Raw genomic sequence first — 10522 nt, forward strand, 5'->3', positions numbered from 1 at the left:
CGGTCTGCGTCCACATCTTTGATCCATGCCAAAGATCGAAATCTATACCAAAGCCTTTTGTCCCTATTGTGCGCGTGCGATGAGATTGCTCGCGTCGAGGGGCGCCACGCCCGAGGAGTTCGACATCACGATGGGCGGTCCCAAGCGCGCCGAGATGCTCGAGCGCGCGAACGGCGGCACCACCGTCCCGCAGATTTTCATCGACGGCCAGCATGTCGGGGGATCGGACGATCTTGCTGCGCTCGAGCGCGCCGGCAAGCTGGACGTTCTGCTCGCGGCATGAAGATCGCGCTGGCGCAGCTGACGAGCGGGATCGACCCCGCCGCCAACGCCAGCACGATTGTGTCGGCGATCGCCGAAGCCGCCGCCGCGGGCGCGATGATGCTGTTCACGCCCGAAATGTCGGGGCTGGTCGATCGTGACCGGAGCCGTGCGGCCAAGGTGCTGTGTCGCGAGGAGCACGACGGCGTGCTCGCCGCGGTCCGCGCCGCTGCGGCGGAGCATCGGCTGTGGGTCCATCTCGGCTCGCTCGCGGTGCTCGGTGATGATGGCCGGCTCGCCAATCGCGCCTTCGTGATCGACGAAAGCGGCGCAATCCGCGCACGGTATGACAAGCTCCATCTGTTCGACGTCGATCTGCCGAGCGGCGAAAGCTGGCGCGAGTCGGCGAGCTATGCGCCGGGGCAGGGGGCGGTCGTGGTCGAGAGTCCAGTCGGGGCGCTCGGCCTGTCGATCTGCTACGATCTGCGCTTCGCCGATCTCTATCGCGCGCTGAGCGATGCCGGCGCGACGGTGCTGGCGATTCCCGCGGCCTTCACCCGCCCGACCGGAGCGGCGCACTGGCATATCCTGATGCGCGCGCGCGCAATAGAGGCGGCGGCGTACGTCGTCGCGGCGGCGCAGACCGGCACGCACGCCGACGGCCGCGCGACCTATGGCCATTCGCTGGTAATCGATCCGTGGGGCGAAGTGGTGCTCGACATGGGCGAGGCGGCGGGGATCGGCTATGCCGAGATCGACCCGGCGCGCGTCGCCGATGTTCGCGCGCGGATCCCGGTGCTGGCGCATCGCCGGCCGATCCCGGAGGTCGCATCGGTGTGATCGTGTTCGATTTGCGCTGTTCGCGTGCGCATGTTTTCGAAGCTTGGTTCGGATCGAGTGCGACATTCGAGGAACAACGCGAACGTGGCCTGCTCGTCTGCCCGGTGTGCGGCGACACTGCGATAGGCAAGGCGGTGATGGCACCCAATGTCGGCGCGAAAGGCAACAGCCGTAATGTGGTCGCCGCCAAGCCTGGTTCGGCTTCCGCGGTATCGCCGACGCCGTCGCCTCAAGCGCTCAAGGCCGCGCTCCAGGCGATTGCCGCGGCACAGGCCAAGGCGCTCGAGACGTCGCGCTGGGTCGGACGGGGTTTTGCGGATCAGGCGCGCGCGATGCATGTCGGAGAAACGGCGTCCGTACCCATTCACGGTGAGACAACCCTCGCCGAGGCGAAGGCGCTGGTCGACGAAGGCGTGCCGGTCGCGCCGCTCCTGCTTCCCGTGGTGCCGCCGGATGCGCTCAATTGAACGATAGCGCGTAAGCCGCCGTGCCCGACTGCGGTAACGCGCCGCCAGCCCGATTGACCGATCGCGCACCGCACAGTACCACGCGCGCGGAGCCCCCGTAGCTCAGGTGGATAGAGCGACGGTTTCCTAAACCGCAGGCCGGTGGTTCGAATCCACTCGGGGGCACCATTGTCATCCGACGGATATCGGGAGCGCCGTCCTAGCCCAACGCCTGCGCTTTTCCTGCCCTTTAACCCAATGAGACGGGCGGATCGCCGCCCGCGGAATCGTGAAATCCTATGACACCCAGCGAAACCTACCGCGCCAACGCCGCTGCGCAGCGCGAAGCCGCGCAAAAGACGACTCTCGCCAACCGTCGCGAAATGCACGAGCGTTCGGCTTATGCGTGGGAAGCGATGGCGGAGGCGAATGAGGCGACCGCGGCCCGCGCGGTGGTCAACGCTGCGGCGAAACTCGCCGGCTGAGCGCGGCAAAATTCTACTGTTCTAAAACGCCCGACACCGACACACGGCCAAGTGTGTCGGTGTCATGGTGCCGGTCTGTCCGATAAGGATCAGGCTTTCATGTGGCCGGCAAGGTGCTTGTTCATCTCGAACATGGTGACCTTGTCCTTGCCGAAAATCTTCTTCAGCTTCTCGTCGGCGACGATCTCGCGCTTGTTCTCCGGATTCTGGAGATCATGCTGCTTGATGTACGCCCAGACCTTGCTGATCACTTCGCTGCGCGGCAGCTTGTCGGCACCGACGATCGCGGCGAGATCGGCCGAAGGGGTGATGGGCGCAAAGATGCCGCCGGTCTTGGGGGCGTCGCTCTTTGCGGTAGGGGTCTTAGCCATGGATATTCCTTCCTGGTGTGCCGTTAAAACCGACATCGGTTTCACGCCTTCGTTAGCGCTGCGCTCTTGTGCGCTGCCTTTCCGCCATTGTCACTCCTAACAATGAACTCGGGATTGTCGGGGGAGGCCGCGACTTTGTGCCCTTTGATCGTGGTCGGCTTGGTCTGCTTCTTCTCGACCACGCCGTGAGCCTCGCCGCCGTGCGACTTCCAGGTGACGTGGTCACCGGCCTTGGGTTCCTTCATCGTCAATCTCCTATCGATCGAGCAAGGAGCGCATGACAGGCCGATTCAGTTGCATCGCCCCGCCACGCCCGCTGGCCGCCAGCCGCCGCCCTGACGCGTCAGAACGCTTTGCGCAGCGTCACGCCATAGGTCCGCGGCTCGTTGATATAGCCGCTGAAGCTGCCGTTCTGAACGACCGTCGCGAAGGCGCCGATGAAGTAATTGTCGTTGCCGAGATTGCGGATCCACCCCTGAATCTCGAACTGATCGGGCAAGTTAAGCCCGATGCTGGCATTGACCGTCTTGACCTCGGCGCTCGCGATCGCGGCGGGGACGGTGTCGGTCAGCGGGGTCTTGCTCGAATAGACGAACTCGCCGCGGACATAGGCGCTGATCCGGTCGGTAATCGTCTGGGTGTACACCGCATTGACGTTCGCCGACCATTTCGAGATCCCGGCGGGCGTCGTGCCGCTCAAGTCGCGGAACTGCGGGGGGAGCGTGCCGGCGGGCGACCCGGCAGGAACCTGGCAACGCGCATCGAACGAGAAGCACGGAGCGCGCGTGAAGGAATCGTATTTCGGGTCGAGATACGTCCCCGACGCATTGATCACCAGCGACCGGAACGGCTTGTACGATCCCTCGACCTCGACGCCGCGGACCGACTGGCTGCCGGCGTTGACCAGCGCGAAGCCGGTGCCGGTGAAGGCGTTCGACTGGAAGCCTTTGATCTTCTCGTCGAACAGCGCGATGTTGAGATAGCCGCCGTGGAACCGCGCCTTCGCGCCGATCTCATAGACTTCGACATTCTCGGGGTTGGCGGTGCGGCCGACGCCGTTGAGCGCGGGGCGGCTGTCCGACGACAGATTGTAGGCGCCTGCCTTCCACCCGGTCGAATAGCTCGCATAGATGTTGATATCGTGGTTGATGTCGAACTTGGCGCGCGCGAGATAGGTGAACTTGTCACCCTTCAGGATGCCGTTCTCGTTCGCGTTGGGGAAGTTGACCGGACCGTGATTGGCGGTGTCGGCATAGAAGAACTGCACCGCATTGAGCCCCGCGAACAGATTGGTCGGTATCCGCAACCCCGCCGGCGCGCCGGGCGCGATGATCGCGAGCGGCAGGAAGCCGAGCTCGGGGACGTTGTTGAGGTTGAGCTGCGAGAAGCGGTCGGTCAGCACGACGTTCGAGACCGCTTCCTTGCGATCATGCAGATAGGCGCCGCCGACGGTCAGCGTCAGCCGGTCGAACAGCTTGTAGTCGGCCTGGCCGAAGACCGAGAAGGACTGATCGTTGAGGCGATAGTTGTCGAAGATCCCGGTTCCTTGCGCGAAATAGGTCTGGCCCGGCACCACGCTGGTATTGCCCGCCGCGCGCTGCAGCGTCTCGAGCGTAAGAATCGGCGGAATCGCACCCGGTGCCGGCAAGCCATTGGCACCGCGCGTGATCGTCACCGCGTCGGCGAAGGCGCGACCGTCGGCGCCATAGAGGATGTTGCGCCCGGTGCGGATGCGCTCGTCCGAATAGAAGGCGCCCAGCAGCCAGTTGAACGGACCGCTGCTATCCGAAGTCAGGCGAAATTCCTGCGTCAGCGTCTTGATATCGTCCGACGTCGTCTGGTTCGAAATGTCGGCGCCGGTGAAATCGACGTCGAGCGTCGTGTCGTTGGTCTGCGTGCGGTACGCGGTGATCGAGGTGAGCTTGGCGAAGCCCAGGTTCCAGTCGATCTGCCCCGAAATGCCCTTGCCGGTCAGCCGGTTGTTGGGCGAGGTGTTGTACACGACCTGGCGGTTGAACGCGGTCGCCGGGTTGCCGATCACGGCGCCGACGCCGGCGATGGCGCGCGGCGCACCGATCAGCTGGGTGACCGGCCCGTTGAAGATTGTGACCGCACCGCAGCACACTTCGTTGATATGGTTGAGATCGGCGATGACGCGGATCGAGAAATCCGACGACGGCTCGAACAGCAGGTCGCCGCGCAATGCGTACCGGTCGCGCCCGTTGACCTGCACCTTGTTGACGAGGTTGGTGTAATAGCCGTCGCGCTGGTTGACGCTGCCGTAGAGGCGGAACGCCAGCGTCTTCGAGATCGGCCCCGTGACCGAGGCGCGCGCTTCGATGTTGCCGAAATTGCCGTAGGTCGCCTCGGCATTGCCGCCCCAGTCGAATTGCGGGCGCTTGGTGACGATCGAGATCGCGCCCGCCGACACGTTCTTGCCGAACAGCGTCGATTGCGGCCCGCGCAGCACTTCGATCCGCTCGAGATCGGGAAGATCGGCGATCGCCGAGGCCGAGCGCGAGCGGTAGACGCCGTCAATGAACACGCCGACCGAGCTTTCGACGCCGATATTGCCGGTGCCGTTGCCGAAGCCGCGAATCTGGAAGCCGGTCTGGCTCGAGCTCTGGAGCTGGTACACCTTCAGCGAGGGCACGCTCGCCTGGAGCGAGATCAGATCGAGGATGCGTGCCTTCTTGATCGTATCGTCGCTGGTCACCGCGACCGAGACGGGGACGTCCTGCAGCGTTTGTTCGCGCTTGGTCGCGGTGACGATGATATCGTCGTTATCGCCGCTGCGGGGATCGACCTGCCGCGCCGCCGAGGTCGCGGCGGGTGCGCCTTGTGCCTGGGTGGTCGGCGGCGTATCTTGCGCCACGGCCGGACACGCGTAGAGCGAAACCAACGCCGATGCAGCGAGCAGTTCGAATTTCTTCATGATGGCATCCCCTATCTCCGCCGCCTCCAGTCTGTGCCGGATCACGGTTTTCGAAGATCAGGTTCGGCATTTGGCGCGGCATAGTCAATGGGCTAAATTGCCTAAAAGCGGGGGAGGCAGCGTGGAGGATGCGCTCCCGTAGCGTTTCAAATAAGGACTAATTCCATGTTGCAGTACGGCGAAACCGATCGTCCGTATCGGCATTGCATGGTCGGATCATGAAGGAAGCAGCGTGGACGAACGCAAGGACGATGATTTCGCCAACCCGAAGGTTGGCGCCGATGGCAAGATCGTGGTGCCCGATCATGTGGCGGACGCGGTCCGCACGCTGATCCGCTGGGCGGGAGACAACCCCGCGCGCGAAGGTCTGGTCGATACCCCGGCGCGCGTGGCGCGCGCGTGGAAGGAATATTGCTCGGGTTATGGCGACGATCCCGCGCGCCATCTGTCGCGCGTGTTCGAGGAAGTCGGCGGCTATGACGAGATCGTCTTGCTCAAGGACATTCCGTTCCAGTCGCATTGCGAGCATCACATGGCGCCGATCATCGGGAAGGCGCACATCGCCTATCTGCCTGGCAATTACGTCGTCGGAATTTCCAAGCTCGCGCGGGTCCTGCAGACCTTCGCACGACGGCTGCAGGTCCAGGAACGGCTCACCGCCGAAGTCGCCGACTGCATTTGGGCCAATCTCAAGCCGGTCGGCGTGGCGGTGGTGATCGAGGCGAGCCATGCCTGCATGACCGCGCGCGGCGTGCGGACCCAGGGTGTGACGATGGTGACCAGCCGGATGATGGGCGTGTTCCGCGACGACGAGCGCAGCCGCAAGGAAGTGCTCGCGCTGATGGGGCGGGGATGAGCGCTGCGCGGACCGTTCTGGTAACCGGCGCGGCGCGCCGGCTCGGCGCGACGATCGCGCGGCATCTGGCGGGGCAGGGGTGGCGGGTCGCGATCCACCATCACCATTCGGCCGAGGATGCCGATGCGCTCGCCGCAGAATTGCCGGGCGCGATCGTCCTTTCGGGCGATCTTACCGATCCTGACGTTCCCGCGGCGCTCGTCACGGCGGCACGCGCCGCTTTCGGAGGACCGCTTGTGGCGCTCGTCAACTGCGCGTCGCTGTTCGAGTATGACACGCCGCCCATGGTCATGTCCGCGTCGCTGCGAGCGCACGGCGCGGTCAATCTCGAGGCGCCGGTGCTGCTTGCGAGCGCGCTTGCCGCGCAGGACGATCTCGTAAAGGGGGCGGTGGTCAATATTCTCGACCAGAAGGTCGCCAACCTCAATCCCGACTTCTTCTCGTACAGTTGCGGCAAGATCGCGCTGACCGGCGCGACGACGATGCTAGCCCAGGCGTTGCGCCCGCGGATCCGGGTCAATGCGGTGTCGCCTGGTCTATCGCTGCCGAGCGCCGATCAGACCGAGACGGAGTTCACCGCGGCCGCCTCGAAGAACCTGCTACGGCGTCCGGTCGATCCGTTCGATATCGCGCGCGCGGTCGGTTTTCTGGTAGAGGCCGACGGGCTCGACGGGCAGAATCTCTTCGTCGATTGCGGCCAGCATCTGCTCAAGCGCGACCGCGACGTGATGTTCGAGGGGCGGGCATGAGCGCGCGCTTCACGACGCTCCTTGAGGGGCTCGAGGTGGTGATGGGGCTCGGCATCCATCCCGAAGAACTCGCCGCGCCGCAGCGGGTGATCGTTTCGGTACGGATGGAAGTGGTCTATCCCGCGCCACCGAGCGAGGACCGGATCGACGCGGTGCTCGATTACGATTTCGTGCGGGCGGGGATACAGGCGCTCGTGGCCGAGCGGCACTTCCATCTGCAGGAGACGCTGTGCGAGGCGATTGCCGCCTTGTGTTTGCACGACCGGCGTGTCGAACGCGTTACGGTACGGACGTCCAAGCCCGATATCTATCCCGACGCGGCGGTCGGATGCGAGATCACTCGGGGCCGGTGAGACGCGGTCCTCCCCGGCACGGGGAGGTGCCATGCGCAGCATGACGGAGGGGGGCCGCCGCGGGCGCAGCGTTTGCGGCACCCCCCTCCGTCGCCTTCGGCGCCACCTCCCCGTGCCGGGGAGGATCAGCTTCTATTCGCGGCGCTGAGCACCGCGCGCACCGACGCGGTCGCGATATCGGCGTCGATCCCGACGCCAAACACCGTGCGCCCGTCTGCGGTGCGGCATTCGACATAGGCGGCCGCCTGCGCATCGGCGCCGTGGCCGATCGCGTGCTCGCTATAGTCGACGACATCGAGCTGCGGCCCGGTCGTATCCCCCAGCGCCGCGATCACGCCCGAGATGAGGCCGTTACCACGCCCGGAGATCGACCGTTCCTCCCCGTCGACCGCAACGTGCCCAACGAACAGCCGGTCGCCGACACTGCCGCTCTCGCTGTAATCGAGCAGGCGGAAGCGATCCTCGCCGCGCGCGAGATAGGTCGCCTCGAACAGGCCCCAGATGTCGCTCGCATTCATCTCGCGGCTGGTCTCGTCGGCGAGGCGCTGGACGTGCCGGCTGAAATCGGCCTGGAGCCGTTTGGGCAGCTTTAGGCCCTTGTCCTGCTCGATCACCCAGGCGACGCCGCCTTTGCCCGACTGCGAATTGACGCGGATCACCGCTTCGTACGAACGGCCGAGATCCGCCGGATCGATCGGCAGATAGGGGACTTCCCACAACGGGTCGTTTTTGGCTGCCTGCGCGGCAAAGCCCTTCTTGATCGCGTCCTGATGGCTCCCCGAGAACGCCGTGAAGACGAGGTCGCCGGCATAGGGCGTGCGCGGATGGACCGGCAGTTGCGTGCAATAGTTCACGGTGTTGACGATTGCGTCGATGTCCGAGAAATCGAGCCTCGGATCAAGCCCTTGCGTGTACATGTTGAGCGCGACCGTCACCAGATCGCAATTGCCGGTACGCTCGCCATTGCCGAGCAGGCAGCCCTCGACACGGTCGGCGCCCGCCATCAGGCCGAGCTCGGCGGCAGCAACGCCGGTGCCGCGGTCGTTATGCGGGTGGAGGCTGAGCGCGACGGTGTCGCGGTTGCGGATGTTGCGGCTGAACCATTCGATCTGGTCGGCATAGACGTTGGGCGTCGCGCATTCGACCGTCGCGGGGAGATTGAGGATCAGCTTGTGGTCAGGCGTCGGGCGCAGCACCTCCATCACAGCTTCGCAGACCTCGAGGCTGAAATCGAGCTCGGCGGTCGAGAAGGTCTCGGGGCTGTATTCGAAGAACCAGTCGGTGTCGGGCTGGGCTGCGGCCTGATCGCGCAGGATCATCGCGCCGTCGATCGCGATCTGCTTCACTTCGGCGCGGGTCATGCCGAACACGATCTTGCGCCAGGCCGGGCTCACGGCGTTGTAGAGATGAACGATTGCCTTTGGTGCGCCGCGCAGCGAGGCGAAGCTCGTTTCGATCAGGTCGCGGCGCGACTGCGTGAGGACCTGGATCATCGTGTCGTCGGGGATGCGGCCGTCGCGCACCAGCCCCGAGATGAAATCGAACTCGGTCGCGCCCGCCGCAGGGAAGCCGACCTCGATCTCCTTGATCCCGACCTTGACGATCAGGTCGAACATCCGGGTCTTCTTCTCGGCGTCCATCGGGTCGATCAGCGCCTGGTTGCCGTCGCGCAGGTCGGTCGACAGCCAGCGCGGCGCGGTCGTGATCGTCTGCGACGGCCAGCGGCGGTCGGGCAAGTCGATGGTGGGGAAGGGGCGGTATTTGGTCGACGGGTCACGCAGCATGGTCGGTCTCGCTCGGCAATCGCGGTTTTGTGGGCGCGGTTTCTGGGGCGCTGGTCGCTAAGGGCGGTGGAACCTCAGGCGCGCCGCGCTGGCCTCGATCGGCGCGCGGCAGTGTACACGCCTAAGGGCGCGTAAGTCGAAGCGAGGCGAGGCCGGGTGCGAAGATCACCCGTAACGAATAGCGTGTGCGACGCTGCGCTGTCCAGCCTGAAAGCATTGGTGCAGCGCTAGTAGATCTCGATCAATTGCATGGATTTATCGCGGGGGGTAAAACGCGAACATGCGACAAGTGATTTATACGAGTATCACAACCAATCCGAGCGGGTGTGCCAAGGACGATTGCGTGCCGATCTTACGGCAGGCCGCCATGCGCAACGGGCTCGATGGCATTACCGGACTGCTCTACTCGCAGGATGCCGAGTTCCTGCAGGCGCTCGAGGGCCCCGAGGACAGCATCGCCGATCTGATCACGAGCCTCGAGGCCGATCCGCGCCATCGCGATCTGCGCATCCTGCTCGACCGTCACACCGACGCGCGCGAGTTCGGCGACTGGATGATGGTGCATCGCGAACGGCGCGAGAGCGTCGATTCGTTCGACAAGCGGCTGCACGCCCTGTTGCTCGGCGTCTCGCCGGAAACGGCGGAGTATTTCCGCGCGCTCGTGCCGGCCTGACGGCGGATGCCGATGGCGACTCGGGTCGCCATCGGCACGGCGCATCACTGCAGCTCGAACGCCGCGTTGATGACGAGCACGGTCTCGTCCGAGACGACGGGCACGTATTTGGTCACGCCGAACTCGGAGCGATGGATCACCATCCGGCCGAGAAAGCCGATCGACGCCTTCTTGCTCATCGGGTTGGTCGCCGCGCCGAACAGCTTGGCCTGGAAGCTCACCGGTCTGGTCACGCCGTGGAGCGTGAGCGTGCCATCGACCTGCACCGCGTCGGGGCCGATCTGCGCGACCTTGGTCGAGCGGAAGGTCGCGGTCGGGAATTTGGCGGCGTCGAACCAGTCGGCGCTCTTGAGTTCGCCGGTCAACACGTCGCTCGTCGTCTGGACGCTGGCGATCGGGATCGTCACGTCGAGCTTGGTCGCAGCGGGCTTGGCCGGATCGAGCTGGAGGGTGCCCGATGCGCCCGAGAAGGTGCCGGCGAAGGGCGAGATGCCGAAATGGCTGACGCTGAAGGTGACCTGGGTGTGGTGCGGCTCGACCTTGTAGCTGCCGGCCTTGACGTCGGCGGCAGTGCCCGCGCCGTGGAGCATTTCGGGGCGGGTGGTCTGCGCGAGCGCGGGCGCGGCGATCAGCAGCGCTGCGGTGGCGGCGGCGTGGAGGAAGGTAATACGCATTAAATACTCCTGTTAAGAAGTATCCAAGTGCGATGCGCGCTCGGCAGCGTCAAACCCCGTTTCGGCAACGAACCGTTTCGTTTGGATAAGCCCCT

The 10522-nt window shown here is 65.0% G+C and carries 13 protein-coding genes and 1 tRNA gene; 9 read left to right on the top strand and 5 right to left on the bottom strand.

The genetic code is table 11. The features are described from left to right. The first annotated feature begins 25 nt into the window (after positions 1–25). The 5 genes from grxC to RH90_RS13210 all read left to right on the top strand — a co-directional run bounded on the left by grxC (position 26) and on the right by RH90_RS13210 (position 2032). On the top strand, positions 26–283 hold the full coding sequence (gene grxC, locus RH90_RS13190) for a glutaredoxin 3 (RefSeq protein WP_010186185.1): 258 nt from the start codon (positions 26–28) through the stop codon (positions 281–283). After that, on the top strand, positions 280–1101 hold the full coding sequence (locus RH90_RS13195) for a carbon-nitrogen hydrolase family protein (protein WP_010186186.1): 822 nt from the start codon (positions 280–282) through the stop codon (positions 1099–1101). The genes grxC and RH90_RS13195 overlap by 4 nt, the downstream gene beginning before the upstream one ends. Next, on the top strand, positions 1098–1568 hold the full coding sequence (locus RH90_RS13200; protein WP_010186187.1) for a DUF1178 family protein: 471 nt from the start codon (positions 1098–1100) through the stop codon (positions 1566–1568). The genes RH90_RS13195 and RH90_RS13200 overlap by 4 nt, the downstream gene beginning before the upstream one ends. Positions 1569–1659: 91 nt before the next feature. Beyond that, a tRNA-Arg gene (locus RH90_RS13205) sits at positions 1660–1736 on the top strand. Between the two features lie 110 nt (positions 1737–1846). Continuing rightward, a complete protein-coding gene (locus RH90_RS13210) occupies positions 1847–2032 on the top strand; it encodes a hypothetical protein (RefSeq protein WP_010186188.1) in 186 nt (61 codons plus the stop codon). A gap of 89 nt (positions 2033–2121) precedes the next feature. Here the strand turns inward: RH90_RS13210 and RH90_RS13215 are convergent, their stop codons facing one another. From RH90_RS13215 to RH90_RS13225, 3 genes are all read right to left on the bottom strand, one after another. Then, complete coding sequence (locus RH90_RS13215; RefSeq protein WP_010186189.1) at positions 2122–2403, bottom strand: SWIB/MDM2 domain-containing protein; 282 nt, start codon at positions 2401–2403, stop codon at positions 2122–2124. 41 nt (positions 2404–2444) lie between these two features. Then, positions 2445–2648 (bottom strand): DUF2945 domain-containing protein, encoded by a 204-nt coding sequence (locus RH90_RS13220; RefSeq protein WP_010186190.1) that lies wholly within the window; start codon positions 2646–2648, stop codon positions 2445–2447. Positions 2649–2746: 98 nt separating this feature from the next. Further along, the gene (locus RH90_RS13225; RefSeq protein ID WP_010186191.1) at positions 2747–5338 is read right to left on the bottom strand and encodes a TonB-dependent receptor; all 2592 of its coding nucleotides are present in this window, start codon (positions 5336–5338) and stop codon (positions 2747–2749) included. A gap of 232 nt (positions 5339–5570) precedes the next feature. Here RH90_RS13225 and folE point away from each other — a divergent pair, with 232 nt between their 5' ends. The 3 genes from folE to RH90_RS13240 are packed head-to-tail and all read left to right on the top strand — an operon-like array spanning position 5571 to position 7296. Further along, positions 5571–6194 carry a GTP cyclohydrolase I FolE gene (gene folE, locus RH90_RS13230; RefSeq protein WP_010186192.1) on the top strand — a complete coding sequence of 208 codons (624 nt, stop codon included), beginning with the start codon at positions 5571–5573 and terminating at the stop codon, positions 6192–6194. Continuing rightward, positions 6191–6943, top strand: a complete 753-nt coding sequence (locus RH90_RS13235) for an SDR family oxidoreductase (RefSeq protein ID WP_010186193.1) — start codon at positions 6191–6193, stop codon at positions 6941–6943. The genes folE and RH90_RS13235 overlap by 4 nt, the downstream gene beginning before the upstream one ends. Beyond that, a complete protein-coding gene (locus RH90_RS13240) occupies positions 6940–7296 on the top strand; it encodes a dihydroneopterin aldolase (RefSeq protein ID WP_010186194.1) in 357 nt (118 codons plus the stop codon). Before RH90_RS13235 ends, RH90_RS13240 begins: the two co-directional genes overlap by 4 nt. Before the next feature lie 125 nt (positions 7297–7421). Here RH90_RS13240 and leuA read toward each other — a convergent pair whose 3' ends face one another. After that, positions 7422–9080 carry a 2-isopropylmalate synthase gene (leuA, locus tag RH90_RS13245; RefSeq protein WP_010186195.1) on the bottom strand — a complete coding sequence of 553 codons (1659 nt, stop codon included), beginning with the start codon at positions 9078–9080 and terminating at the stop codon, positions 7422–7424. A gap of 280 nt (positions 9081–9360) precedes the next feature. Here leuA and RH90_RS13250 point away from each other — a divergent pair, with 280 nt between their 5' ends. Beyond that, complete coding sequence (locus tag RH90_RS13250; RefSeq protein ID WP_029625307.1) at positions 9361–9753, top strand: BLUF domain-containing protein; 393 nt, start codon at positions 9361–9363, stop codon at positions 9751–9753. 44 nt (positions 9754–9797) lie between these two features. On the opposite strand, the gene RH90_RS13255 is transcribed toward RH90_RS13250, so the two are convergent. Beyond that, positions 9798–10427, bottom strand: a complete 630-nt coding sequence (locus RH90_RS13255; protein WP_010186197.1) for a YceI family protein — start codon at positions 10425–10427, stop codon at positions 9798–9800. Between the last annotated feature and the right edge of the window lie 95 nt (positions 10428–10522).

Source organism: Sphingomonas sp. PAMC 26605 (assembly GCF_000241485.1).
Taxonomy (GTDB): Bacteria; Pseudomonadota; Alphaproteobacteria; order Sphingomonadales; family Sphingomonadaceae; genus Sphingomonas.

What these genes read in the sequence shown, in the direction of transcription:
- RH90_RS13225 (WP_010186191.1), bottom strand. Translation starts at nt 5,338, where the DNA reads ATGAAGAAATTCGAACTGCTCGCTGCATCGGCGTTGGTTTCGCTCTAC.
- RH90_RS13220 (WP_010186190.1), bottom strand. Translation starts at nt 2,648, where the DNA reads ATGAAGGAACCCAAGGCCGGTGACCACGTCACCTGGAAGTCGCACGGC.
- RH90_RS13250 (WP_029625307.1), top strand. Translation starts at nt 9,361, where the DNA reads ATGCGACAAGTGATTTATACGAGTATCACAACCAATCCGAGCGGGTGT.
- RH90_RS13210 (WP_010186188.1), top strand. Translation starts at nt 1,847, where the DNA reads ATGACACCCAGCGAAACCTACCGCGCCAACGCCGCTGCGCAGCGCGAA.
- RH90_RS13195 (WP_010186186.1), top strand. Translation starts at nt 280, where the DNA reads ATGAAGATCGCGCTGGCGCAGCTGACGAGCGGGATCGACCCCGCCGCC.
- RH90_RS13215 (WP_010186189.1), bottom strand. Translation starts at nt 2,403, where the DNA reads ATGGCTAAGACCCCTACCGCAAAGAGCGACGCCCCCAAGACCGGCGGC.
- RH90_RS13240 (WP_010186194.1), top strand. Translation starts at nt 6,940, where the DNA reads ATGAGCGCGCGCTTCACGACGCTCCTTGAGGGGCTCGAGGTGGTGATG.
- RH90_RS13235 (WP_010186193.1), top strand. Translation starts at nt 6,191, where the DNA reads ATGAGCGCTGCGCGGACCGTTCTGGTAACCGGCGCGGCGCGCCGGCTC.
- RH90_RS13255 (WP_010186197.1), bottom strand. Translation starts at nt 10,427, where the DNA reads ATGCGTATTACCTTCCTCCACGCCGCCGCCACCGCAGCGCTGCTGATC.
- leuA (WP_010186195.1), bottom strand. Translation starts at nt 9,080, where the DNA reads ATGCTGCGTGACCCGTCGACCAAATACCGCCCCTTCCCCACCATCGAC.
- grxC (WP_010186185.1), top strand. Translation starts at nt 26, where the DNA reads ATGCCAAAGATCGAAATCTATACCAAAGCCTTTTGTCCCTATTGTGCG.